The organism is Pseudomonas sp. M20 (assembly GCF_045037865.1).
GTDB lineage: Bacteria > Pseudomonadota > Gammaproteobacteria > Pseudomonadales > Pseudomonadaceae > Aquipseudomonas.
The window spans coordinates 5,602,210-5,624,893 of record NZ_CP173611.1; the positions used below are offsets into that span (position 1 = coordinate 5,602,210).

Here is a 22,684-nt window from a genome sequence, read left to right on the forward strand (position 1 = left end):
TTTTGCTTGCGCAACACGTCTGACAATTTGCCGCGTTGTTGCAGATCCAGTAACGGTGTTTTACTTGAAACCCGCTAAATAGACGCCTCGTTTGCGACCTTGGTAGCGGGACAGGCGCCCGTCAAATTCACTAGACTGCGCATCCTGCTACTCGTTGCCCGAGATAATAATCCATGTACCGTGACCGTATTCGCCTGCCTTCGTTGTTGGACAAAGTGATGAGCGCTGCCGACGCAGCCGCTCTGATTGAGGACGGCATGACCGTCGGCATGAGCGGTTTCACCCGCGCCGGCGAAGCCAAAGCCGTTCCCCACGCATTGGCCGAGCGCGCCAAGGTCACGCCGCTGAAGATCAGCCTGATGACTGGCGCCAGCCTGGGCAATGACCTCGACAAGCAATTGACCGAAGCCGGCGTACTGTCGCGACGCATGCCATTCCAGGTCGACAGCACCTTGCGCAAAGCGATCAACGCCGGGCAGGTGATGTTCATCGACCAGCATCTGTCGGAAACCGTAGAGCAGCTGCGCAACCAGCAACTGAAACTGCCGGACATCGCGGTCATCGAAGCCGTGGCCATCACCGAGCAAGGTCACATTGTGCCGACCACGTCGGTGGGCAACTCGGCAAGCTTCGCGATTTTCGCCAAACAGGTGATCGTCGAGATCAACCTGGCGCACAACGCCAACCTCGAAGGCCTGCACGACATCTATATCCCGACCTACCGCCCGACGCGCACGCCGATCCCGCTGGTAAAAGTCGACGACCGCATCGGCAGCACGGCGATTCCGATTCCGCCGGAGAAGATTGTCGCCATCGTCATCACCCAGCAGGCGGATTCGCCGTCCACCGTGTCGTCGCCGGACGTCGACACCAATGCCATCGCCGATCACCTGATCACCTTCTTCAAGCAGGAAGTCGACGCCGGGCGCATGACCAACAAGCTCGGCCCGTTGCAGGCGGGGATCGGCAACATCGCCAACGCGGTGATGTGTGGCCTGATCGATTCGCCGTTCGAAGATTTGACCATGTACTCCGAAGTGCTGCAGGACTCGACCTTCGACCTGATCGACGCCGGCAAGCTGAGTTTTGCGTCGGGCAGCTCGATCACGTTGTCGGAGCGCCGCAACAGCGACGTGTTCGGCAATCTGGAGAAGTACAAGGACAAACTGGTACTGCGTCCGCAGGAGATCTCCAACCACCCGGAAGTCGTGCGGCGCCTGGGCATCATCGGCATCAACACGGCGCTGGAGTTCGACATCTATGGCAACGTCAACTCCACCCACGTTTGCGGCACGCGAATGATGAACGGCATTGGCGGTTCCGGTGACTTCGCGCGTAACGCGCATCTGGCGGTGTTCGTGACCAAGTCGATCGCCAAGGGCGGCGCGATTTCCAGCGTGGTGCCGATGGTCAGCCACGTTGACCACACCGAGCATGACGTCGACATTCTGGTGACCGAGGTGGGGTTGGCGGACCTTCGCGGCCTGGCGCCACGGGAGCGTGCGCGAGTGATCATCGATAACTGTGTTCACCCGGACTTCCGTCAGGCACTGAATGATTACTTCACGAAGGCCTGTGCAATTGGTGGTCACACCCCGCACATCCTGCGTGAAGCCTTGAGCTGGCACATGAATCTGGAAGAAACCGGACGCATGCTGGCGGTGTAGTTCACACAGATAAACCGCTGATGCAAACACAGTTTGCGTCAGCGGATTGTTCCAACCCTCAAGACTGACAAAAACTGTACTTCTGTACCGGTCTTTTCCTACAGCATTTACCTACCCTTTTCCTTGAATCGAGCAAAAACGCACCACTTGAGTGCGGACAGGTACAGTTTGCTCAAATTTGACCCGTACACCCCCTATAAACAGTTAACTGGTCACTCACAATACAGTTGAACTGTATCTAGAGAGACTAGGCAAACGAGAGGATCATGGGCACCAGTCAAACCACTACCTGATCCCGCCACAAGCGGAAGGATGTCAACCATGGAACGTACACTCAGTTCCGAACTGTTCTTCGAAGACAAAGCTGTAAACACCCAGGCTTCCCTGCCTCTGCGCGTTATCGCCAACCTGATGTTGTGGCAGCGCCGCATCTCCAGCCGCCATCAACTGGCTCGTCTGGATTCGCGTCTGCTGGCTGATGCCGGTATCAGCGAAGCACAACGCTACGAAGAGCTGAGCAAGCCGTTCTGGCGCTAAGTAGCGTCGCTGGCTCTGGTCGTTAGACCCACCGCCAGCAACCCGAATTGAACAAACAAAACCCGTCGCGGGAAACCGCGACGGGTTTTGTCGTTTCAGGTTCTCGAAAGTCTCAATACAGCTGTCTACTGCTCATACAGATACAGTTTTAATTTTTCTAAATCTTAACCAGTACAATTTAGCGCTAGTGTATCTGCATCTTTGTCTGTCACACGCTCAACATGACCTTCCGCCTTCACCGGTAAAAGGAATACGCCATGAAAGACTTACAGGATGTTTCAGAAACTTCGAGCCTGCTGGTTGCTCGCCCCAATGCTCTACGGCGCTTGTTTCGCAGCCTGTGGGAGTTCTTGGAGCGCGCCAGGACGCGGCGCTTGCTGTCCCAGCTCGACGGTCGGGATCTCGCCGATCTTGGCCTCAGCCACGCCGATCGCCTCCATGAGCTGGATAAACCCTTCTGGCGCTAGCACTCTGCCCACTGTGCGAATCCCGCAAAGCAGGCCTAATATCCACGCAGAACGTGGCGAATGCTGTGTCACTGGCGTCTGACTCCTCAGATACCGAGCCACCTCTCAATACGGTTTATCCACAGGAGTTACACCATGTCCCGTCTTCGTCTGCTCAGTGCCGCCGCCCTGCTGGCCGTGGCTGCCAACGCCAGCGCCACCAGCTTCATCGTGACCACCGACGCCGTTGTCGGCGCTCTGAAATCCTCTTCCGACGCCACCTCCGACGTCACGTCGTCGTTCCGTGATGACAAAATTGTCCTTGCCGCCCGTGACGACGCTGCCAGCTTCGTGGCCAGCGAAGGCGAAATCCGTGGCGTGAAACTGGAAAGCGCACTGGATCACATCCGTCATCAGGCGCCACAGCTGCAAGCTACTGACGCACAACTGGCGCAGGCCATCCTGACGATCTAAGCGCCAGGTACCAATCGGGACACGCCGGTCGTGTCCCGATGTTTCGGCGCTGGCTCTGGCCCGGGCATTGCGCTAGCCTTTGGGCTCACTAAAAATTACCGAGTCCGATGCGCTTTCTTCCAAATCTACTGATTCCCTCCGTATTGTTCACCGCCTGCTGGACGGCGCCGGTTAATGCCTTTGATGCTTTCAACGCATCGACCCAAGGCACCGTCGTCAGTGGTTACGCCACCAGCATGGTGTCTTCCGCACCTTTCGACCGTAAACTACTGCTCGCGGCCCACGATGATGCCGCCGCGTTTGTTGCCAGTGACGGTGAATGGCGAGGTGCTCGTCTGGAATCCGCGCTGCATTACTTGCGCAAAACCCGGCCGAAACTTCATGTCAGTGACCTTGAACTGGCAGAGGCAATTCTCGTCCAATAGTTATCCTGTTCCCCAGTTATCCTTGCCCCTCCGGAGTCGTTCCATGCGTAGCCCGCTGATTGCTGCCGCCCTTGGCCTGTTTTTGTTGGCCGATGTGGCCCAGGCGCACACCCTGGTAGCCACCAGTAACATCATCGTTCGTGCCTCCCAGCGCACCATCGATTTCACTTCCGACACCACCACGTCGATTCGCGACTCGAAAATCATCCGCGAAGCCCACGATGACGCTGCCAGTTTTGTCGCCACCAACGGCGATATCCGCGGCGCGCATCTGGAAGCAGCGCTGAACACCCTGCGCACTCGTGTGCCGGAAGCGCGTGACGCCAGCGATCAGGTTCTCGCCGAAGCCATCCTCGCACTGTGAAGTCAATCGGCGCCTGGCTGCTTGCCGGGGCGTTGTTGCTACTTGGCAACAGCGCCCACGCCGGCCTGCAATTGCGGCTCAAGACCGACGGTCTGAGCCCCGCCCAACAACAGGCCAGCCAGGCGCTGATCGATGAGGCGATGCAAAAGCTGCCGCCGAGTTTTATCGAGCGGCTGGATCGGCGTATCGATGTCGGCTGGACCGATGACATGCCCGGCAATGCCTATGGCCAGGCCACGCTGGTTTCCGAACTCGATCTGAATCGCAAACTGCTTGCGGGCCTCACCGATGGCAGCGCAGCCAAAGAAAAAACCAATCGCCCCCACGGCACTGTGCGCCAGGAACTGCTCGCCACGGTGCTGCATGAGATCACCCACATTTACGATCGTGCGCGCTTGTGGCCGGACGCCGAGCGCACGCTGATCCAGCGCTGCACCCGACGTTTCAACAGCGCCGGGCTGATCGGCATTCCCGACGAATGCCGTGGCCAGAATGGCCGGCGCTTCACCCTCAGCGATGATCCGCGCCTGCTCGACCTCGCTGGTTGGCAGCAATACGTCGGTCGTCGTGGTGAACGTGAACAACACAACCGGCAAATCGCTCGCAGCCCGGACCTGTACGAAATCTCCAGTCCCAAGGAGTTCGTCGCGGTCAACATGGAGTATTTCCTCCTCGACCCGAGCTACGCCTGCCGCCGCCCGGCGCTGTATCGCTATTACCAGCAACACTTCGGCTGGGCACCGCCGGCCAAAGATACCTGCAGCAAGACCTTCTCCTTCCTCAATGCTGGCAACGACTTCGCCAAACAGCCATTGGGGCAAGTTGATCCGGAACGGGTCTATGCCGTCGACTATCTGCTGGCCGAGGCCAATCAGAACTGGGTCAGCCGCTGGGGCCACAGCATGTTGCGTCTGGTGATTTGCGCACCCGGCCGTCCACGTGGCCCGGATTGCCGGCTCGATCTGGATCAGCATCTGGTGTTGTCCTACCGCGCCTTTGTCGGTGATGTGCAGCTGTCGAGCTGGGACGGACTGGTCGGCAAATACCCGTCGCGCCTGTTCGTGTTGCCGCTCGCGCAGGTCATCGACGAATACACCAAGACCGAACTGCGCAGCCTCGCCTCAGTGCCGCTGAACCTGTCACGGGACGAGATCGAAGGCGTAGTCGAGCATGCGGCCGAAATGCACTGGAGCTACGACGGCAACTACTTCTTCCTCTCCAACAACTGTGCGGTGGAAGGCCTGAAGCTGTTGCGCAGCGGCAGTAACAACAACCAGTTCGTGGGTCTGGACAGCATCATGCCCAACGGTTTGCTGGAGGTGATGAAGGGCCGTGGCCTGGCGGACACCAGCGTGCTGGATGATCCGAAAGAAGCGTTGCGTCTGGGTTACCGCTTCGACTCGTTCCGCGATCGCTATCAGGCGATGTTCGATGTGCTGAAGAAGCAATTGCCGATCAAGCAGAACACCGTTGAAGAATGGCTTTCGCTGACAGCCGAAGAACGCCGTGAGTGGTTCGAGCGCGCCGACTTGCGCACCAGCGCCGCACTGCTGCTGTTGGAGCAGGCCAGTTATCGGCGCCAGTTGCTGCTGGCACAAGACGAGGTCAAGCAGCGTTACCTCGGTGCGCGCGAGCTGGAAAACGGCGGCATGGACAAGGCCAACGCGACGTTGCAGGAGATTCTCGCCAACAGCGGATTCCTTAGTCGTCCGGCGGAATTGCTCGATTCCAAGGGTTACGGATTGCCACAGCCGACCGAGTTCACTCGACTCGAAGCGGAGAGCAGTCAGCGACAGAAGAAGCTGCTGGCCCTGTCGGGTGATCTGGACGCAGAAGTACGTAAGTTGCTGGAACCCAAGCGTGCTGCGGAGATTGCCGCCAGTGAGGAGAATGTGAAGCAGATCGGCGCGCATCTGCGCAAATTGCACAAAGCCTCTGGGGGCCTGGAACTGCCCTGAAGCAAAAGATCGCAGCCTGCGGCAGCTCCTACACAATCCCATGTAGGAGCTGCCGCAGGCTGCGATATTTTGACTGAGTAAGGATTAATACAAAACCCCGTCGAGAATCTCGTAAACGATCCCGGTACCCACCGCGATCAGCACGATATCGCCTCCCGCCCGACGCCATTCGTAGCCCGGATACACCGGCAAACGACCTAGCGCACGATTATCCAGACGCTCGCCGTAATACCCGTGCGGCAACGGCCGGCCACGCTCCAAATGAATGCCCGGAGGTGGCGGTGCACCGCGTACGAAGTAGCCATGATTGTCACGAATGGTCTGGCGCACCGGGCCGAAGTCGTGCGGCGGCGGACCACCACGGTGATCATTCTGTGGGCCACGGTGGTCGTCACCGTGATTGTCGCCGCGGTTATCGTGCTGGCCCTGCTGCGGGCCGCCGTGGTCGTGATCGTCGCGCTGATCAGCGCTGGCCAGCAGCGGCGTCGCGCTGATCATCAGCACGCCCAGTCCGACCATCAGACGTTTCGGCATTTTCATCGGGTATTTCCTCACGGCACAAACAGCAAAAAAGGCTTCAGAACGATGTTCTGAAGCCCTCGGTCTTGCTCATTTAGTCTGTGCCGCGAAGCGCTAATTCCTCTGTATCAGGAACTTTACCTTCAACTGACGCGGGCCTTACGCACGCCTTCGGAGAGTGCCGAGCACAGGCTCAGTACACCGTCGATGGCCTGGGCTGGCGTCGTTGCGTTGGCGATGTGATCGATCAACGCCGAACCCACCACAACACCATCTGCCAGACGAGCAATGGCCGCTGCTTGCTCTGGGGTGCGGATACCGAAACCAATGCTGATCGGCAGATCGGTATGACGACGCAGACGGGTCACCGCCTCTTCGACGTGCTCCAGCGTTGCTGCACCGGCACCGGTCACACCGGCCACCGACACGTAGTAAACGAAACCGGAGCTGCCATTGAGCACCTTCGGCAGACGCGCGTCGTCAGTGGTCGGCGTGGTCAGACGGATGAAGTCCAGACCGGCAGCCTGTGCCGGGTCGCACAGCTCGGCGTTATGCTCAGGTGGCATGTCGACCACGATAAGGCCATCGACACCAGCCTCTTTCGCATCAGCGATGAAGCGCTCGACGCCATACATGTGAATCGGGTTGAAATAGCCCATCAACACCAGCGGCGTGTCGCTGTTGCCTTCACGGAACTCACGAACCATTTGCAGGGTTTTCAGCAGGTTCTGTTTGGCGCCCAGCGCACGGATGTTCGCCAGTTGAATCGCCGGGCCGTCGGCCATCGGATCGGTGAACGGCATGCCCAGCTCGATCACGTCGGCGCCAGCACCCGGCAAGCCCTTGAGGATCGCCAGCGAGGTGTCGTAGTCCGGATCACCGGCGGTGACGAAGGTCACCAGCGCAGCGCGGTTCTGTTCCTTGAGGTCGGCAAAGCGGGTTTGCAGGCGGCTCATCAGTGTTTCTCCTGCTGGGACTGTTCCATATGGTGCATGACGGTCTGCATGTCTTTGTCGCCACGACCGGAGAGGTTGACCACCATCAGGTGATCCTTCGGCAGCTTCGGTGCACGCTTGAACACTTCAGCTAGGGCGTGGGCGCTTTCCAGGGCAGGAATGATCCCTTCCAGGCGGCAGCATTTGTGGAATGCATCCAGAGCTTCGTCGTCGGTCACCGAGGTGTACTGAACGCGGCCGATGTCATGCAACCACGCGTGTTCAGGACCAATGCCTGGGTAATCGAGGCCGGCGGAAATCGAGTGAGCGTCGATGATCTGGCCGTCGTCGTCCTGCAGCAGGAAGGTACGGTTGCCGTGCAACACACCCGGGACGCCGCCATTGAGGCTCGCCGCGTGCTTGCCGGTTTCAATGCCGTAACCGGCGGCTTCAACACCGATGATTTCGACGCTTTTGTCGTCAAGGAACGGGTGAAACAGGCCCATCGCGTTGGAACCGCCACCGATGCACGCCACCAGACTGTCCGGCAGACGGCCTTCCTGCGCTTGCAACTGGTCGCGGGTTTCCTTGCCGATGACGGCCTGGAAGTCGCGAACCATCGCTGGATAAGGATGCGGGCCGGCAACGGTGCCGATCAGGTAAAAGGTGCTGTCGACGTTGGTTACCCAGTCACGCAGGGCTTCGTTCATCGCGTCTTTCAGAGTGCCGGTGCCGGCAACCACCGGAATCACTTCAGCGCCGAGCAGCTTCATGCGGAATACGTTGGCCTGCTGACGTTCGATGTCAGTGGTGCCCATGTAGATCACGCAATCCAGACCGAAACGTGCGGCGACGGTGGCAGTGGCCACGCCGTGCATGCCGGCGCCGGTCTCGGCGATGATGCGTTTTTTGCCCATGCGCCGCGCCAACAGGATCTGGCCGATGCAGTTGTTGATCTTGTGCGCGCCGGTGTGGTTCAGCTCTTCGCGCTTGAGATAAATCTTCGCGCCGCCGCAGAACTCGGTCAGGCGTTCGGCGAAATACAGCGGGCTCGGACGTCCGACGTAGTCGCGCTGGAAGTAGGCCAATTCTTCTTTGAATGCCGGATCTTCCTTGGCCGTTTCGTATTCACGGGCCAGATCGAGGATCAACGGCATCAGGGTTTCCGCCACGTAGCGGCCACCGAACGAGCCGAACAGGCCGTTATCGTCCGGGCCGTTACGCAGATCAGAGGTGTTCGAAGTCTGGGTCATGAGTCGCTCCAGGTGAATTCGGGTCAAGAGACAATGACGACCACTCTACCCCTGACCTTCTAAGCTGAAAACCGATAAGATCGCCACAACCTGTCAGGAAAACTCACAGATACCATGAGCCATGATCTTCCTCCGCTGAACGCCTTGCGTGCGTTCGAAGCCACGGCCCGATTGAACAGCGTCAGTCAGGCCGCCGAACAGCTGCACGTCACCCATGGTGCGGTCAGCCGTCAGCTGAAAGTGCTCGAAGAACACTTGGGCGTCAGCTTGTTTGTTAAAGACGGGCGCGGCTTGAAACTCACAGATGCAGGCATGCGTCTGCGTGATGCCAGCGGCGAGGCTTTTGATCGGCTTCGCAGTGTTTGCGCTGAATTGACGCAAAGCATGGCGGATGCGCCGTTTGTACTCGGCTGCTCTGGAAGCCTGCTGGCGCGCTGGTTTATCCCGCGTTTGGGCCGATTGAATGCCGATCTTCCGGATTTGCGTTTGCATCTATCGGCGGGTGAAGGCGATCTCGATCCACGACGTCCGGGGCTGGATGCTTTGCTGCTGTTCGCCGAGCCGCCATGGCCGGCAGACATGCAGGTTTACGAATTGGCTGCAGAACGCATCGGCCCGGTCATGAGTCCACTGTTCAGCGGCTATCAACGCCTGCGAACGGCGCCAGCCTCAGCGCTGCTCAATGAACCGCTGCTGCACACAACTTCTCGCCCACAAGCTTGGCCAAGCTGGGCACAGCAAAGCGACCTTGACGCAAAAGCGCTGAAGCTCGGGCAAGGTTTTGAGCATTTGTATTATTTGCTGGAGGCCGCAGTGGCCGGTCTCGGCGTGGCCATCGCGCCGGAGCCGCTGGTGACAGAAGACTTGAAAGCCGGTCGCCTGGTTGCGCCATGGGGTTTCTGTGAAACCCCGGCACAACTGGCGTTATGGCTACCCAAGCGCGCCGCAGACGGGCGCGCTCGGCAACTGGCGCAATGGCTCAAGAACGAGTTGCGCCAGAGCGATCACTCACCGCGCTTGAACAGCAAATAAGCCGCGAGCAGACCGATCGCACCGACGGCCACACCGGCCGTCGTCCATGGATGTTCCTGAGCGTAATCACGGGTGGCGATCCCGGTTTCGCGGGTTTTCACTTTGACTTCTTCATAGGCATCGCTGAGCAGGTGACGCGAATGTTTCAGCGCACTTTCGGCATTGCTTTTCAGCGCCTTGAGGGTCTTGCGCGACTCGTCCGAAGCGTCGTCCTTCAGGCTCTCCAACGACTTGAGCAGACTCTCGATCTCGGCTTCCATGCTTTGCAACGAGGCTTTACGTAAAGAGGTGTTGGCCATGGTGGCTCTCCTGCATTGGTGATGAGTGGCGTGTGTTGGTTGGGACTTCAGCGGTTTGAGAAAGTGCAGAAAATCTGAACTTCGTCTGCGCAAAGCCGCCGAAATCAACAGTGCAGATTCACTGCTAGTCTCAATTCCACACGCCAAGGAGATCGTTATGAGTGACCATCACACGTACAAAAAAGTCGAGCTGGTCGGTTCGTCGACCAGCAGCATTGAAGACGCCATCAACAACGCAATTGCTGAAGCCAACAAGACCATTCGCAACCTGGAATGGTTTGAAGTGACCGAAACCCGTGGTCACATCAAGGACGGCAAGGCAGCGCACTTTCAGGTGACGCTGAAAGTCGGCTTCAAGATTGCCAGCAGCTGAGTTTGGTCTAGTCTTCTGAACTTGCGCGCTGGCCGAGTGCCATAGGAATGGCAAAGCGCTACAGGGTGAGTGCATCGGGTGGATGACCTGATGCCCGCCTCTTTCAATCCGACCAGGGAGTGCGACCGATGAAGAAGTTCATTTTGGCAGTAGGTTTGTTGAGCCTTGCGGGTGGTGCGTTTGCTGCCGGTAAGCCTTGTGAAGAGCTGAAAAGCGAGATCGCGGCGAAGATTGATGCCAAGGGTGCTTCCGGGTATTCGCTGGAGATTGTCGACAAGGGCGCAGATGCTGGCGCCAAGGTCGTTGGCACCTGCGAAGGTGGCACCAAGGAAATCGTTTACAAACGCGGTTGATCGCGCCTGAAATACAAAAGCCGACGTGAATGCGTCGGCTTTTTTGTATCTGGGATTTTGGGGCTTTTGGTGTGTTTGAAATCGAACCCCCTCACCCCAGCCCTCTCCCCCTAGGGGCGAGGGGGAAAGGGAGCCGATCGGGGGGGGGCTGTTCAGATCCTGAGTACGACTCGTTATTTCAGGTCGATGTATCTCGAACATATAACCCGGTCAGTCCCCTCTCCCTCTGGGAGAGGGCTAGGGTGAGGGTGCCTTTCAGCCCTTCATTATTTGCGCCAACAACTCGTACGAATACACACGATCAGCGTGCTCGTAGAGATCACTGGTGAAAATCAGCTCATCCGCCTGCGTCTGCTCAACCAGCACCTCCAGCTTGGCGCGGATCTTCTGCGGGCTGCCGACCATCGCCAGTCCCAGGAAATCACCGACGGCTTCACGCTCATGCGGCAACCACAGCCCGTCCATGGTTGTCACTGGTGGACGCTGCACCAGGCTCTGCCCACGCATCAACGCCAGAATGCGCTGATACACCGACGTCGCCAGGTAGTCCGCCTGCTCGTCGGTATCCGCCGCCACCAGCGGCACACCGAGCATCACATACGGCTTGTCGAGCACCGCCGAAGGCTTGAAGTGATTGCGATAAACGCGGATCGCCTCGTGCATGAAACGCGGGGCGAAATGCGAGGCGAAGGCGTAAGGCAAGCCGCGCTCACCGGCCAGTTGAGCACTGAACAGGCTGGAACCCAGCAACCAGATCGGCACATTGGTGCCGGTGCCCGGCATCGCGATCACACGCTGATCCGGGGTACGCGGGCCGAGGTAGCGCACCAGTTCGGCGACGTCTTCGGGGAAATCATCGGCACTGCCGGAGCGCTCACGGCGCAGCGCCCGAGCAGTCATCTGATCGGAACCGGGCGCGCGGCCCAGACCGAGATCAATCCGACCCGGATACAGGCTTTCCAAGGTGCCGAACTGCTCAGCGATCACCAGCGGCGCATGATTGGGCAGCATCACGCCGCCGGAGCCGACACGTATGGTCGACGTACCGCCAGCCAGATAGCCCAGCAAAACCGATGTCGCGGAACTGGCGATGCCGTCCATGTTGTGATGTTCGGCCACCCAGAATCGCGTGTAGCCGAATTTCTCGACGTGCTGTGCCAGATCCAGCGAATTGCGCAGCGATTGCGCCGGGCTGCCGTTTTCGCGCACCGGTACCAGATCGAGGGTGGAAAATTTTACGTCGGACAGTTGTTTCATAAACCTGCGTCTCCGAGTGGGGAGGCAGGTTTTTCTTGCGAACGAAAACCTGCCAAATCCATAAGCGTGTTTTGTGCAATGAGGGCATATACCCGAGTTTCAATAGCGGTGATGAAATTTCCTACTAAAAAAGTCAACGATTCAGCCGGGCTGAACTTTGCTGCGGCGTCTATCCTCAGAAGCCTTGCAAGTAAAAACCACGACGGCGCGGCGTTTCCGCGCCAGATCTTGAGGAGGCAGACATGGCTATCGTGAAGAAAGCATCCGCACATTGGGCAGGCGATCTGAAAACCGGCATCGGCTCCATCTCCACCGAAACCGGTGTCCTCAGAGAAGCGCCGTACGGGTTCAAGGCCCGGTTTGAGGGCGGCAAAGGTACCAACCCGGAGGAACTGATCGGCGCGGCGCATGCTGGCTGTTTTTCCATGGCGTTTTCGATGATTCTGGGCGATGCGGGGCTGAAGGCCGACAGCATTGATACTCAGGCGGAAGTGACCCTCGATCAGGTGGAGGGCGGGTTCGCGATCACGGCGGTGAAGCTGATCCTCAAGGCGAAGATCCCTGGAGCGACGCAGGAGCAGTTTGAAGAGCTGAGCAACAAGGCCAAGGAAGGGTGCCCGGTGTCGAAAGTGCTGAATGCGAAGATTACGCTTGAGGCTTCGCTGATTTCTTAAGGTTCGAATCAGGCGTTGGCTTTGCCGACGCCTTCGCGAGCAAGCTCGCTCCCACAATGAACGGGTCTAGCCAGAACCAATGTGGGAGCGAGCTTGCTCGCGAAGGCGATTTCACAATCAACCCGGAGTTTGAAACCGAAAACACAACTTGTGAGCGAAGTCAGAACCCTCGCTGTAAAAGTATGGTCGAATCAATGACAGCAGCTTCAGCGCACGCCCGTGCGCGCTGCCTCAGGGAGCTTCACTCATGAAACGTATTGGCTTGGCGATTCTCTGCAGTGCACTGGCCACCTCGGTAATTGCGGCACCCAAAAACTGCGAAAAACTCAAGGAAGAGATCGAAGTCAAGATTCAGGCTAAAGCAGTGCCGTCCTACACACTGGAAATCGTAAGCAAAGAAGAGGCCGCAAAACATGACATCGCCATGGTGGTCGGTTCATGCGAGAACGGCACCAAAGCGATCATCTATCAGAAGAACGACAGCTGAGTCGCCTCAGATAATGCAGTTGTAGTCGTGATCCTCGGCGACAATCTCGCGCTTGGCGTTGTACAGCCGGGCACTTGGGGTGAACGCCAGCGAGCGGCCCTCCAGCGTGTAACGCTGGCCGGCCTCGAAATGGTCATAGCGGATGTACATGTAGCACAACCGCTCCACCGGCCCGGTCATCAGCGCGCCACCACCGCCAAACACTTCGAAATCAAACCGCACGCGCAATTCGTGGCTGCCCGGGGTGACCTGAAAGTAGCGCCCGTCATTCAGTCGCTGTTTGTCGAGGCGCTCGGCCATGAGCACTTTACCGCCGGGCGTCGGCGTCGAAAAATCGACCCAGGCCATGTGCGGATCGACCGGGGGCAATGGCGTCTGACAACCGGCCACAAGACTGGCAACGAGCAACAACAGCAACTGGCGCATGACGAATATCCACTGATCTGAATACTCAGCATAGCGCCGTTCAGGTGCGCTGACAGCCTGCCGGCATGCCCTGACCGACCACTTTGCGCTGCTCGTCATAAAGCTTGGCCCATGGCCGGAAGCCGATACTGCCGGCCTGCAACTGGTAGCGATGGCCAGCATTGAAGTCCTTGAATTTCACGCTCAACTGGCAATCGCGCCACAGCGGCTCAGCGTCGGGACCGATGTTGGTCGCCTCCACCGGAAACTGATAACGCACCTTCAATTCATGACTGCCGGGCTGCACTTCGAAGTAGCGTTTATCGGTGGTTGCCTGGGTATCGACCTGCAATGCTTGCAGCGCCGTATCCTGCTGCCGGGCATCGAGATCGATCCAGGCTTGCGAAGGGTCAGGATCGGGCATTCCGAATCCGGCACAACCGGCCAGCGTCAGCAGGCCTCCTGACAGCATCAACATGCGCATAGCGGTGCTCCTTAAGGCGGGATAGTCTTGCGGACAGACTCTCCGGGGGATTTCTTATTTTGATCAGGCCGTTTCCAAGCCTTGGGTTACTTGATCGCGTTTTTCGGGTTTTGTTTCCGGGTGTGTTGTTTTTGTTGCTCAACGGTTGCGCCAGCGTCAGCTATTACGCTCAGTTGGCCAGCGGCCAGCTGCAATTGCTGCGGGCGCGGGAGCCAGTGGAAAAGGTGATCAATGACCCGAGCCGCGACGAGACACTGCGCGCACATTTGGCGCAATCACAAAAAGCCCGCGCCTTTGCCAGCGAACATCTGCACCTGCCGGATAACGAGAGCTATCGCCTTTACGCCGACATCCATCGCCCGTACGTGGTGTGGAATGTGTTCGCCACTCAGGAGTTCTCCCTGACGCCACAGAACCATTGCTTCCCGATTGCCGGTTGTGTGGCCTATCGCGGTTACTACAGCCAGAGCGCGGCGCGGGGTGAAGCGGCGATCCAGCGTTTGCAGGGCATGGACGTTTCGATTGGCGGCGTTGAGGCCTATTCGACGCTGGGCTGGTTCAATGACCCGATCCTTAACTCGATGATGGGCTGGGGCGATGAGCGTCTGGCCACGCTGATTTTTCATGAGCTGGCGCATCAGCGCTTCTATGTAAAGGACGACACCGAGTTCAACGAGTCATTTGCCACGTTTGTCGAGCAGGAAGGCACGCGGCAGTGGCGAGCGTTTCGGGGGTTGCCGGCGGACACCGATTCACGGCTGAAACAACGCGATCAGTTTATTGAGTTGGTGCTCGATACCCGTTCACGGCTGGAGAAGCTTTATACACAGCCATTAGCGACCGAGCTGATGCGCGAACGTAAAGCGGCCGAGTTCGAGCAGTTTCGCCGCAAATACAGAATGATGAGGGACAGCCAGTGGGCCGGGGACAAGCGTTACGACGCCTGGGTGAACGCGCCGCTGAACAATGCGCGGTTGCTGCCGTTTGGTTTGTATGACCAGTGGGTGCCGGCGTTTGCGGCGTTGTTCAAAAAGGTCGGGGGGGATTGGCTGAGATTTTATGCTGAGGTAGAGCGGTTGGGTGGGTTACCGGTGACTGAGCGTAAAGCGGCACTGAAAGCATTGGCAGATGATGAGATATCAGTGGCTGATCTGGCCTCATCGCTGGCAAGCCAGCTCCCACAGGGACAGCGGTGAGCCTGAGCACATCGCTCACCTGTGGGAGCTGGCTTGCCAGCGAAGGCGTACTGATCAGCGCCGCAGAAACGCCTGATGCAACTCGTCCAGCGTTTCAAAGTGATAAGCCGGCGCCTCGGCACTCAACTCTTCGAAACTGCCAAACCCATAACCGACCGCCGCCGCATCCAGCCCATTGCTGCGCGCCCCGATCAGATCATGTTTACGGTCACCGATCATCAACGTATTCGCCGGGTCCAGCCCTTCTTCCTTGATCAGATGCGCAATCAACTCAACCTTGTTGGTCCGTGTGCCATCCAGCTCACTGCCGTAAATCACCTTGAAGTGCCGGGCAAAATCAAAATGCCGGGCAATCTCGCGGGCAAATTCCCACGGCTTCGAGGTGGCGATATACAGCTGCCGGCCTTGGCCACTGAGGGTTTCCAGCAACGGCGTGACGCCATCGAACACACGGTTCTCGTACAGGCCCGTCACTTTGAAGCGCTCGCGATAGAAATTCACCGCCTGCCATGCCTTGGCCTCATCGAATCCGTAAAACTGCATGAACGCCTGCAATAACGGCGGGCCGATGAAGTGTTCCAGCTTGGTCAAGTCCGGCTCATCGATGCCGAGCTTGGCGAGGGCGAACTGGATGGAACGGGTGATGCCCTCACGCGGGTCGGTCAGGGTGCCATCGAGGTCGAACAGTACGGTCTGGTAATGCATGAGAAATCCTGAGCAGTTGTAAGGCAATTCAGAGCTGGTCGTAACCTTCGGCAAGATGCAGGTCCTTGAGCTTCACGTAGTTCGCCGCGCTGTAAGTGAAGAAGGCTTTTTCCTTGTCGGTGAGTTCTCGCACCTGTTTCACCGGGCTACCCACATAGAGGAAGCCGCTTTGCAGACGCTTGCCCGGTGGCACCAGGCTGCCGGCGCCAATGATCACATCGTCCTCGACCACCGCGCCGTCCATGACAATGCTGCCCATGCCGATCAACACGCGGCTGCCAACACTGCAGCCATGCAGCATGACTTTGTGGGCGATGGTGACGTCATCGCCGATCAGCAGCGGGAAGCCGTCCGGGTTGAACGGGCCGGCGTGGGTGATGTGCAGCACGCAACCGTCCTGGACGCTGGTGCGCGCGCCGATACGGATGCGGTGCATGTCGCCGCGGATCACGGTCAGCGGCCAGACCGAGCTGTCTTCACCGATTTCGACGTCGCCGATCACCACCGCCGAGCTGTCGACAAAGGCGCCTTTGCTCAGGCTGGGGGTGTGATTCTGGTACTTGCGAACGGACACGATAATTTCTCTCTCTGTCGCCGATAGCTGCGGATGATGCCGATTGTAATTAAGATGGGGCAATGTTTCCCCAGCCAAGGTGCCAACCGTGAGCGTGAACAACCCTCTGCTGCAGTCCTACGACCTGCCACCGTTCTCCACGATCCGTGCCGAACACGTCCTGCCCGCCATCGAAACGATCCTGGCCGACAACCGCGCCGCCATCGCCGAAATCCTCAAGAGCCAAGTCCATAACCCGACCTGGGCCGGCCTGGTACTGGCGATGGACGAACTCAATGACCGTCTCGGCGCTGCCTGGAGCCCGGTCAGCCACCTCAACGCCGTGTGCAACAGCGCCGAGCTTCGCGAAGCTTACGAGTCGTGCCTGCCTGCCCTGAGCGCCTACTCCACCGAGATGGGCCAGAACCGCGAGCTGTTCCAGGCTTATGAAGCGCTGGCCAACAGCCCGGAAGCCGCTGGTTTCGACGTGGCGCAAAAGACTATTCTGGAACACGCTCTGCGTGACTTCCGTCTGTCGGGTATCGACCTGCCGGAAGCCGAGCAGAAACGCTACGCCGAAGTGCAAAGCAAACTGTCCGAGCTGGGCAGCCGCTTCTCCAACCAACTGCTCGACGCTACGCAGGCTTGGACCAAGCACGTCAGCGACGAAGCCGCCCTCGCCGGCCTGACCGATTCGGCCAAGGCGCAAATGGCTGCCGCCGCGCAAGCCAAAGGCCTCGATGGCTGGCTGATCACCTTGGAATTCCCGAGCTACTACGCGGTGATGACTTACGCGCAAGACCGCGCGCTGCGTGAAGAAGTCTACGCCGCCTACTGCACCCGCGCCTCGGATCAAGGCCCGAACGCCGGTCAGAACGATAACGGCCCGGTGATGGAAGAGATCCTCGATCTGCGTCAGGAACTGGCCAAGCTGCTGGGTTTCGCCAGCTTCTCCGAGCTGAGCCTGGCCACGAAAATGGCCGAATCCAGCGATCAGGTACTGAGCTTCCTGCGCGATCTGGCCAAGCGCAGCAAGCCGTTCGCTGAGCAGGATCTGCAACAGCTGCGCGCCTACGCCGCCGAACAGGGCTGCGCCGATCTGCAAAGCTGGGACAGCGGTTTCTACGGCGAAAAGCTCCGTGAACAGCGCTACAGCGTTGCCCAGGAAACCCTGCGTGCGTACTTCCCGATCGACAAAGTGCTGGGCGGTCTGTTTGCCATCGTTCAGCGTCTGTACGGCATCGAGATCGCCGAGCAGAAGCGCTTCGACACCTGGCACCCGGACGTGCGCCTGTTCGAAATCAAGGAAAACGGCCAGCACGTCGGCCGCTTCTTCTTCGACCTTTATGCCCGCGCCAACAAGCGTGGCGGGGCGTGGATGGACGGCGCCCGCGACCGTCGTCGTACCGTCGACGGCGTGCTGCAAAGCCCGGTGGCCAATCTGGTGTGCAACTTCACCCCGGCCGACAGCGGCAAGCCTGCGCTGCTGACCCACGACGAAGTGACCACGCTGTTCCACGAATTCGGTCATGGCCTGCACCACCTGCTGACTCGCGTTGATCACGCCGGTGTTTCCGGGATCAACGGCGTGGCGTGGGACGCGGTCGAGCTGCCAAGCCAGTTCATGGAAAACTGGTGCTGGGAGCCGGAAGGTCTCGCGCTGATTTCCGGTCACTACGAATCTGGTGAGCCGCTGCCTCAGGACCTGCTCGAAAAAATGCTCGCGGCGAAGAACTTCCAGTCCGGCCTGATGATGGTCCGTCAGCTCGAGTTCTCGCTGTTCGACTTCGAACTGCACGCCACCCACGGTGACGGCCGCAATCCGCTGCAAGTGCTGGAAGGCGTTCGCGACGAAGTGTCGGTGATGCGTCCGCCGGCCTACAACCGCTTCCCGAACAGCTTCGCGCACATCTTTGCCGGCGGTTACGCGGCGGGTTACTACAGCTACAAGTGGGCGGAAGTGCTGTCGGCCGATGCCTTCTCGAAGTTTGAAGAAGACGGCGTGCTCAACGCAGAAACCGGCCGCGCCTTCCGCGAAGCGATTCTGGCGCGCGGCGGTTCGCAGGCGCCGATGGTGCTGTTCGTCGACTTCCGTGGCCGTGAGCCATCGATTGACGCACTGTTGCGCCACAGCGGCCTGAGTGAGGACGCGGCAGCATGAGTGAGGGGCCTGTGATTACCAAGAAGCGCTTTATCGCCGGGGCGGTCTGCCCGGCGTGCAGCGAACCGGACAAGCTGATGATGTGGAACGAGGACGGCGTGCCGCACCGCGAATGTGTGGCCTGCGGTTACTCGGATACGCTAAACGAGCAAGGGCTGTCGGTGCCGAAAGAATTGGGCACGCGGGTCAACACCAGTGCGCTGAACAAACCCGCGCCGGACAAGACCGTGCAGGCCGTACAGTTTTTCCCCAACCCGAAACTGAAAAAAAAGCCTGACCAGCCCAATTGAGCCATGACTGCCTCGCACCGAATCAGCGGTGCGAGGTGGTATCTATCTAATGCCTTGCCCTTGCGCTTTCTCCGTAGGCTGATTTTTTTCAACCTGCGGTCAAGGAAGACGCGATGCCCCCTACCAATCCCCTGCTACAACGCTGGCAGCTGCCGGCCTGGTCCGACGTGAAGGCCGAGCACCTGGCACCCGCCATCAATGCCATCGTGGCCGATAATCAGCGGATCATCGCCGAAGTGATCGCCACCCAGACCGACCACCCCAATTGGGATGATCTGGTGGTGGCCGTCGCCGAAGCCGACGCACGGCTCGCTGAAACCATGGGCATCATTGAAGTGCTCTCGACCGTCAAAACCACGGACATCGACTGGATAGAGCAAAGCGCCCTGTGCAGCATTACTGCGGCTCGCTATCGGGTGCAGAAGGCTGCGAACCTGGAGCTTTATCACACGTATCAACGTCTGCAGCAGAGCCCGATCGCCGACAGCTTTGATGACTTTCGCAAAGCGTCGCTGGCCAAGACACTGCGCGCTTTTCGTCGGTCGGGCATCGAATTGCCCGCCGATCAGCGACAGCGGTTAACCGCAATAAACCTCGACATCGAGCTTCAGGAGCAATTGTTCCAGATCAATCTGGAGCGCAGCAATGCCGCCTGGAGCAAGCAGATTGACCAGGCGGCGACGCTCGACGGCTTGTCAGCCGCGCTCAAGGATCGACTGGCGCTGAATGCGCGTCGAACGGGAAAAAGCGGTTGGTTGCTGACGCTGGATCGCAACACTTACGAATACTTCATGAAAAATGCGCGAGACCGGAGTTTGCGCGAAGAGTATTTCCGCGCTTATTGCACCCGGGCCTCGGATCAAGGACCGCAGGCTCTTCAGTTCGACAACGGTCCGGTCTTGCAAAAGTTACTCGGGTTACGCCATGAAAAAGCCAGTTTGCTGGGTTTCGAGAGCTTTGCCCATCTGCGGCTTTCAAATCACATGGCCAACTCGCCCGCTCAGGTCGAACATTTTCTAAAACAGCAGATCGAGCACAATCGCGCCGCACTGGAGCAGGACATACAGGCGCTGCAAGCATTCGCCGCAACGCAAGGTGTCGCAGAACTGCAGGCCTGGGATTTCGAGTTTTTTGCTGAGCAATTACGCCAGCAACGCTCGGCGAGCACACTGAAAGGACTTCGCGAGTATTTTCCGCTGGATGAAACGCTGCGCCGGTTCTGCCAGTTCAATGAACACCTGTTCGGTATCAAACTGGCAGAGCAGCAAGACCTCAGCCATTGGCACGAGGATGTGCGCCTGTTGGAGGTCAGCGAATACGATCAGGTGATGGGGTACATCTACGTTGATCCGTTTCATCGCGAGGACGCCCCTGACTTTGCCTTGACCAATACTGTGCGCAACCGACGCATCAATGCCGAGGGCCGGCCAGCCCTGCCGATCGCCATCCTCCACTGCAACTTCCCGTCCGCGACCAGCGAGCATCCCTGCCTACTTTCACATAAAGACCTGCGCGTGCTTTTCCATGAGTTCGGGCATTGCCTGCAACAGGTGCTGACCCGTTCGCCCCATCACAACCTGTCGGGTATCTCGCAACTGGGGCGTGATACGGGCGAGTTCGCCGGGCAACTGTTCGAACAATTAAGTCTTTCAGAGGAGCTGCTTCAGTGGCTGTCAGTACACTACAAAACCCGTGCGCCACTAAGCCGCACACGGCTAACGTCAGCGCTGGCCGCCATCGCCACGCACACCAGTCGCGATACCGCTACGTTGCTGCTTGAGGCTTTATTCGATCTGGAATTGCACCGCAGCGAAGAAAACGGCCGAAACGCGCAACAGTGCTTCCAAGCGGTGCTACAACAAATACCGCAGCTACAATTGCCCGCGTATTGCCGCCTTGCCAACAGTTTCGATTATCTGGTGACCGGTTACGAAGCCTCGGTCTACGCCTACAAATGGTCAGGCGTACTGGCCAGCGAAGCGTTCAAGCGCTTTGAGCGCGATGGGGTCTTCAATGTGCAAACCGGCCGGGAACTGCGTGAAGCGTTCTTCTCTGGTGATTCGACTTCGCTGTTCAGCGCGCTGGAAACCTTTATGGGCCAGCCGGTCGCCGCTGATCTGGCAGCGCAACCGGACTGACCGATCACTCGACGTGGGCGGACTTGAACCAGCTTTTCATCGAACAGGTGGCGAAAGCACTGGTACTGCAATCGCCATTGGCCAGCGCCGTGCGCAGCTTGTCGACATCGGCCTGCATCACGTAGCGCACGCTATCGCGGAAGTGCCCGCTCTCACCAAAACCGCCCTGAGTCATCTCGCTCAAGGCATCCTCTTTGCTCCAGCCCTGCACCACCACACGGTACATCGCCGCCATCAGGCCGGTGCGGTCGGAGCCGTGTTTGCAATGCATCAATACCGGACCGCTGGCTTCGGCAGACTGAATCGCCCGCAGGGTCTTGAGCACATCGGCGTCGTCAACGTGATTGGTGCGATACGGCAGTTGCACCTGATTGATGCCGGGCTCGGACAACCAATTACTGTCCGCTTCCGGAAGGAAGTTGATCACCGTGGCGACTTTCAGATTCTTCAGCAACGGCACCGCACCGCCATCGGGCAAGGCGCTGCGATAGAGCGTCGGCGACATCTGGAACAGGTTGTATTGCACTTCGACCGGTTGCGCCCAATCAGCAGGACGAACTGTCGCAGTTGCCGCAGCCTGGGCAGGCATCCAGGGCAACAGCACCAATAGCGATAAGCACAAAGCGGAAAAAAAACGCACTCGGGACATGCTGGGGTAACCGTGTCGGGGTTCATCGGTGAGAGGAACGGCAGCTTCGATGTTGAGCGGTCAAAGCCCTGTGAGGCGCTTGTCAAAGAATCGTGAATCCGCACGGTTTCATGCACTGGCATGCGGAAAACCGCTGTTTTTTTCCACTGAATCGATTCATCCCGAAGCTTAGCCTGCTACCATTTGTCACACGATGTTGCAGACGAGTCCCCATTTTCCGGGTCATACCGTCACGTCGCGACGAAAACTCCTCAAGCCGCTCGCAGAAGCGGCTGTCCCCTAATGCCTGATGAGGTGCACCCCATGTCTGATGAAAGTCGAGACAACCCGCGGCGTGAATTCTTACGCAAATCCCTGACCCTGATTCCGGTGGTCACCCTGGCTGGCACCGGTCTGGGCAGCAGCGTCTTGCAAGCAGCGCCTGAAGCCAAACCAGCTGCGCCCGCGCCGCAACCGGTTCGCGCTAATGCCAGCGTGTATCAGCCGAGCTATTTCACCGCCGAAGAATGGGCGTTCATCAATGCCGCCGTCGCACAGCTGATCCCCAACGATGCCCAAGGCCCGGGCGCGCTCGAAGCCGGCGTGCCGGAATACATCGACCGGCAGATGAACACGCCGTACGCCGCCGGTGCGCTGTGGTACATGCAAGGCCCGTTCAACGCCGACGCCGCTCCGGAAATGGGCTGGCAGAGCAAACTGGTGCCCAAAGAGATCTATCGCCTCGGCATCGCCGCCACGGATCAGTGGGCAAAATCCCTCAACGGTAAAGTATTTGCTGAGCAAGACAGCGCTACCCGAGACGATTTGCTCAAGCAACTTGAAACCGGCAAAGCGCAGTTCGACGCGGTTCCGGCGAAGATTTTCTTCAATCTGCTGCTGCAAAACACCAAGGAGGGGTTCTTCTGCGACCCGATCCACGGTGGCAACAAAGGCATGGTCGGCTGGACCATGATCGGCTTCCCCGGCGCCCGCGCCGATTTCATGGATTGGGTGGAACGTAACGAGCAATACCCCTTCCCGGCAGTTTCGATTCGCGGCGAGAGGGCGTAA

The 22,684-nt window shown here is 58.8% G+C and carries 27 protein-coding genes; 17 read left to right on the forward strand and 10 right to left on the reverse strand.

Annotated features, from left to right (window positions below):
- The first annotated feature begins 173 nt into the window (after nt 1-173).
- From ACI514_RS24745 to ACI514_RS24775, 7 genes are all read left to right on the forward strand, one after another.
- Nucleotides 174-1,667 (forward strand): acetyl-CoA hydrolase/transferase family protein, encoded by a 1,494-nt coding sequence (locus tag ACI514_RS24745; RefSeq protein ID WP_123593397.1) that lies wholly within the window; start codon nt 174-176, stop codon nt 1,665-1,667.
- Nucleotides 1,668-1,988: 321 nt separating this feature from the next.
- Nucleotides 1,989-2,204, forward strand: coding sequence for a DUF1127 domain-containing protein (locus ACI514_RS24750; protein WP_007911656.1), 216 nt, complete (start codon nt 1,989-1,991; stop codon nt 2,202-2,204).
- Nucleotides 2,205-2,461: 257 nt separating this feature from the next.
- Nucleotides 2,462-2,671, forward strand: a complete 210-nt coding sequence (locus ACI514_RS24755) for a DUF1127 domain-containing protein (RefSeq protein ID WP_160054575.1) — start codon at nt 2,462-2,464, stop codon at nt 2,669-2,671.
- Nucleotides 2,672-2,806: 135 nt separating this feature from the next.
- Nucleotides 2,807-3,124 (forward strand): DUF2388 domain-containing protein, encoded by a 318-nt coding sequence (locus ACI514_RS24760; protein ID WP_007911658.1) that lies wholly within the window; start codon nt 2,807-2,809, stop codon nt 3,122-3,124.
- A gap of 107 nt (nt 3,125-3,231) precedes the next feature.
- Complete coding sequence (locus tag ACI514_RS24765) at nt 3,232-3,549, forward strand: DUF2388 domain-containing protein (protein ID WP_077575231.1); 318 nt, start codon at nt 3,232-3,234, stop codon at nt 3,547-3,549.
- Nucleotides 3,550-3,592: 43 nt separating this feature from the next.
- Entirely contained in the window at nt 3,593-3,913 is a 321-nt protein-coding gene (locus ACI514_RS24770) for a DUF2388 domain-containing protein (protein ID WP_007911662.1), read from the forward strand.
- Nucleotides 3,910-5,871, forward strand: coding sequence for a DUF4105 domain-containing protein (locus tag ACI514_RS24775; protein WP_160054573.1), 1,962 nt, complete (start codon nt 3,910-3,912; stop codon nt 5,869-5,871). Before ACI514_RS24770 ends, ACI514_RS24775 begins: the two co-directional genes overlap by 4 nt.
- A gap of 84 nt (nt 5,872-5,955) precedes the next feature.
- On the opposite strand, the gene ACI514_RS24780 is transcribed toward ACI514_RS24775, so the two are convergent.
- From ACI514_RS24780 to trpB, 3 genes are all read right to left on the reverse strand, one after another.
- A complete protein-coding gene (locus tag ACI514_RS24780) occupies nt 5,956-6,411 on the reverse strand; it encodes an anti-virulence regulator CigR family protein (RefSeq protein WP_160054572.1) in 456 nt (151 codons plus the stop codon).
- Between the two features lie 122 nt (nt 6,412-6,533).
- On the reverse strand, nt 6,534-7,346 hold the full coding sequence (trpA, locus tag ACI514_RS24785; RefSeq protein WP_160054570.1) for a tryptophan synthase subunit alpha: 813 nt from the start codon (nt 7,344-7,346) through the stop codon (nt 6,534-6,536).
- Nucleotides 7,346-8,578, reverse strand: a complete 1,233-nt coding sequence (gene trpB / locus ACI514_RS24790; protein WP_160054568.1) for a tryptophan synthase subunit beta — start codon at nt 8,576-8,578, stop codon at nt 7,346-7,348. The genes trpA and trpB overlap by 1 nt, the downstream gene beginning before the upstream one ends.
- Before the next feature lie 114 nt (nt 8,579-8,692).
- Here trpB and ACI514_RS24795 point away from each other — a divergent pair, with 114 nt between their 5' ends.
- Entirely contained in the window at nt 8,693-9,610 is a 918-nt protein-coding gene (locus ACI514_RS24795; RefSeq protein ID WP_160054566.1) for a LysR family transcriptional regulator, read from the forward strand.
- Here the strand turns inward: ACI514_RS24795 and ACI514_RS24800 are convergent.
- Nucleotides 9,583-9,909 (reverse strand): YqjD family protein, encoded by a 327-nt coding sequence (locus tag ACI514_RS24800; protein WP_007911686.1) that lies wholly within the window; start codon nt 9,907-9,909, stop codon nt 9,583-9,585. The two genes, ACI514_RS24795 and ACI514_RS24800, sit on opposite strands and share 28 nt — an antisense overlap.
- Nucleotides 9,910-10,066: 157 nt before the next feature.
- Here ACI514_RS24800 and ACI514_RS24805 point away from each other — a divergent pair, with 157 nt between their 5' ends.
- Together ACI514_RS24805 and ACI514_RS24810 are read left to right on the forward strand one after the other, a co-directional pair.
- Nucleotides 10,067-10,282, forward strand: a complete 216-nt coding sequence (locus tag ACI514_RS24805; protein WP_016985551.1) for a dodecin — start codon at nt 10,067-10,069, stop codon at nt 10,280-10,282.
- Nucleotides 10,283-10,410: 128 nt separating this feature from the next.
- Nucleotides 10,411-10,635, forward strand: a complete 225-nt coding sequence (locus ACI514_RS24810) for a DUF1161 domain-containing protein (RefSeq protein ID WP_160054564.1) — start codon at nt 10,411-10,413, stop codon at nt 10,633-10,635.
- A gap of 255 nt (nt 10,636-10,890) precedes the next feature.
- On the opposite strand, the gene ACI514_RS24815 is transcribed toward ACI514_RS24810, so the two are convergent.
- Nucleotides 10,891-11,892 (reverse strand): LLM class flavin-dependent oxidoreductase, encoded by a 1,002-nt coding sequence (locus tag ACI514_RS24815; protein WP_405122562.1) that lies wholly within the window; start codon nt 11,890-11,892, stop codon nt 10,891-10,893.
- A 242-nt stretch (nt 11,893-12,134) separates the two neighbouring features.
- Between ACI514_RS24815 and ACI514_RS24820 the strand changes: the two genes are divergently transcribed.
- Together ACI514_RS24820 and ACI514_RS24825 are read left to right on the forward strand one after the other, a co-directional pair.
- Nucleotides 12,135-12,566 carry an OsmC family protein gene (locus ACI514_RS24820; protein ID WP_160054560.1) on the forward strand — a complete coding sequence of 144 codons (432 nt, stop codon included), beginning with the start codon at nt 12,135-12,137 and terminating at the stop codon, nt 12,564-12,566.
- 247 nt (nt 12,567-12,813) lie between these two features.
- Nucleotides 12,814-13,053: a DUF1161 domain-containing protein gene (locus ACI514_RS24825; protein WP_160054558.1), complete on the forward strand. Its 240-nt coding sequence runs from the start codon at nt 12,814-12,816 to the stop codon at nt 13,051-13,053.
- Between the two features lie 6 nt (nt 13,054-13,059).
- Here ACI514_RS24825 and ACI514_RS24830 read toward each other — a convergent pair whose 3' ends face one another.
- Nucleotides 13,060-13,479 carry a hypothetical protein gene (locus tag ACI514_RS24830; RefSeq protein WP_160054556.1) on the reverse strand — a complete coding sequence of 140 codons (420 nt, stop codon included), beginning with the start codon at nt 13,477-13,479 and terminating at the stop codon, nt 13,060-13,062.
- A gap of 40 nt (nt 13,480-13,519) precedes the next feature.
- Entirely contained in the window at nt 13,520-13,942 is a 423-nt protein-coding gene (locus tag ACI514_RS24835) for a hypothetical protein (RefSeq protein ID WP_405122563.1), read from the reverse strand.
- 59 nt (nt 13,943-14,001) lie between these two features.
- Between ACI514_RS24835 and ACI514_RS24840 the strand changes: the two genes are divergently transcribed.
- Entirely contained in the window at nt 14,002-15,138 is a 1,137-nt protein-coding gene (locus ACI514_RS24840; protein WP_405122564.1) for an aminopeptidase, read from the forward strand.
- Between the two features lie 54 nt (nt 15,139-15,192).
- On the opposite strand, the gene ACI514_RS24845 is transcribed toward ACI514_RS24840, so the two are convergent.
- Together ACI514_RS24845 and ACI514_RS24850 are read right to left on the reverse strand one after the other, a co-directional pair.
- Nucleotides 15,193-15,843: an HAD family hydrolase gene (locus ACI514_RS24845; protein WP_095049518.1), complete on the reverse strand. Its 651-nt coding sequence runs from the start codon at nt 15,841-15,843 to the stop codon at nt 15,193-15,195.
- A 28-nt stretch (nt 15,844-15,871) separates the two neighbouring features.
- Nucleotides 15,872-16,417: a gamma carbonic anhydrase family protein gene (locus tag ACI514_RS24850; RefSeq protein WP_405122565.1), complete on the reverse strand. Its 546-nt coding sequence runs from the start codon at nt 16,415-16,417 to the stop codon at nt 15,872-15,874.
- An 88-nt stretch (nt 16,418-16,505) separates the two neighbouring features.
- On the opposite strand from ACI514_RS24850, the gene prlC reads away from it, so the two are divergent.
- The 3 genes from prlC (at nt 16,506) to ACI514_RS24865 (ending at nt 20,985) form a co-directional block, all read left to right on the forward strand.
- The gene (gene prlC / locus ACI514_RS24855) at nt 16,506-18,557 is read left to right on the forward strand and encodes an oligopeptidase A (RefSeq protein WP_405122566.1); all 2,052 of its coding nucleotides are present in this window, start codon (nt 16,506-16,508) and stop codon (nt 18,555-18,557) included.
- Complete coding sequence (locus tag ACI514_RS24860; protein WP_150652827.1) at nt 18,554-18,847, forward strand: YheV family putative zinc ribbon protein; 294 nt, start codon at nt 18,554-18,556, stop codon at nt 18,845-18,847. The genes prlC and ACI514_RS24860 overlap by 4 nt, the downstream gene beginning before the upstream one ends.
- Nucleotides 18,848-18,960: 113 nt before the next feature.
- The gene (locus tag ACI514_RS24865; protein ID WP_405122567.1) at nt 18,961-20,985 is read left to right on the forward strand and encodes a M3 family metallopeptidase; all 2,025 of its coding nucleotides are present in this window, start codon (nt 18,961-18,963) and stop codon (nt 20,983-20,985) included.
- 4 nt (nt 20,986-20,989) lie between these two features.
- On the opposite strand, the gene ACI514_RS24870 is transcribed toward ACI514_RS24865, so the two are convergent.
- Nucleotides 20,990-21,634 (reverse strand): dual specificity protein phosphatase family protein, encoded by a 645-nt coding sequence (locus tag ACI514_RS24870; RefSeq protein ID WP_160054544.1) that lies wholly within the window; start codon nt 21,632-21,634, stop codon nt 20,990-20,992.
- A 303-nt stretch (nt 21,635-21,937) separates the two neighbouring features.
- Between ACI514_RS24870 and ACI514_RS24875 the strand changes: the two genes are divergently transcribed.
- On the forward strand, nt 21,938-22,684 hold the full coding sequence (locus ACI514_RS24875; protein WP_405122568.1) for a gluconate 2-dehydrogenase subunit 3 family protein: 747 nt from the start codon (nt 21,938-21,940) through the stop codon (nt 22,682-22,684).

Bases quoted from the DNA above. Each gene is read 5' to 3' on its own strand.
- ACI514_RS24745 (WP_123593397.1), top strand. From the start codon at position 174: ATGTACCGTGACCGTATTCGCCTGCCTTCGTTGTTGGACAAAGTGATG.
- ACI514_RS24750 (WP_007911656.1), top strand. From the start codon at position 1,989: ATGGAACGTACACTCAGTTCCGAACTGTTCTTCGAAGACAAAGCTGTA.
- ACI514_RS24755 (WP_160054575.1), top strand. From the start codon at position 2,462: ATGAAAGACTTACAGGATGTTTCAGAAACTTCGAGCCTGCTGGTTGCT.
- ACI514_RS24760 (WP_007911658.1), top strand. From the start codon at position 2,807: ATGTCCCGTCTTCGTCTGCTCAGTGCCGCCGCCCTGCTGGCCGTGGCT.
- ACI514_RS24765 (WP_077575231.1), top strand. From the start codon at position 3,232: ATGCGCTTTCTTCCAAATCTACTGATTCCCTCCGTATTGTTCACCGCC.
- ACI514_RS24770 (WP_007911662.1), top strand. From the start codon at position 3,593: ATGCGTAGCCCGCTGATTGCTGCCGCCCTTGGCCTGTTTTTGTTGGCC.
- ACI514_RS24780 (WP_160054572.1), bottom strand. From the start codon at position 6,411: ATGAAAATGCCGAAACGTCTGATGGTCGGACTGGGCGTGCTGATGATC.
- trpA (WP_160054570.1), bottom strand. From the start codon at position 7,346: ATGAGCCGCCTGCAAACCCGCTTTGCCGACCTCAAGGAACAGAACCGC.
- trpB (WP_160054568.1), bottom strand. From the start codon at position 8,578: ATGACCCAGACTTCGAACACCTCTGATCTGCGTAACGGCCCGGACGAT.
- ACI514_RS24795 (WP_160054566.1), top strand. From the start codon at position 8,693: ATGAGCCATGATCTTCCTCCGCTGAACGCCTTGCGTGCGTTCGAAGCC.
- ACI514_RS24800 (WP_007911686.1), bottom strand. From the start codon at position 9,909: ATGGCCAACACCTCTTTACGTAAAGCCTCGTTGCAAAGCATGGAAGCC.
- ACI514_RS24805 (WP_016985551.1), top strand. From the start codon at position 10,067: ATGAGTGACCATCACACGTACAAAAAAGTCGAGCTGGTCGGTTCGTCG.
- ACI514_RS24810 (WP_160054564.1), top strand. From the start codon at position 10,411: ATGAAGAAGTTCATTTTGGCAGTAGGTTTGTTGAGCCTTGCGGGTGGT.
- ACI514_RS24815 (WP_405122562.1), bottom strand. From the start codon at position 11,892: ATGAAACAACTGTCCGACGTAAAATTTTCCACCCTCGATCTGGTACCG.
- ACI514_RS24820 (WP_160054560.1), top strand. From the start codon at position 12,135: ATGGCTATCGTGAAGAAAGCATCCGCACATTGGGCAGGCGATCTGAAA.
- ACI514_RS24825 (WP_160054558.1), top strand. From the start codon at position 12,814: ATGAAACGTATTGGCTTGGCGATTCTCTGCAGTGCACTGGCCACCTCG.
- ACI514_RS24830 (WP_160054556.1), bottom strand. From the start codon at position 13,479: ATGCGCCAGTTGCTGTTGTTGCTCGTTGCCAGTCTTGTGGCCGGTTGT.
- ACI514_RS24835 (WP_405122563.1), bottom strand. From the start codon at position 13,942: ATGCGCATGTTGATGCTGTCAGGAGGCCTGCTGACGCTGGCCGGTTGT.
- ACI514_RS24845 (WP_095049518.1), bottom strand. From the start codon at position 15,843: ATGCATTACCAGACCGTACTGTTCGACCTCGATGGCACCCTGACCGAC.
- ACI514_RS24860 (WP_150652827.1), top strand. From the start codon at position 18,554: ATGAGTGAGGGGCCTGTGATTACCAAGAAGCGCTTTATCGCCGGGGCG.
- ACI514_RS24865 (WP_405122567.1), top strand. From the start codon at position 18,961: ATGCCCCCTACCAATCCCCTGCTACAACGCTGGCAGCTGCCGGCCTGG.
- ACI514_RS24870 (WP_160054544.1), bottom strand. From the start codon at position 21,634: ATGTCCCGAGTGCGTTTTTTTTCCGCTTTGTGCTTATCGCTATTGGTG.
- ACI514_RS24875 (WP_405122568.1), top strand. From the start codon at position 21,938: ATGTCTGATGAAAGTCGAGACAACCCGCGGCGTGAATTCTTACGCAAA.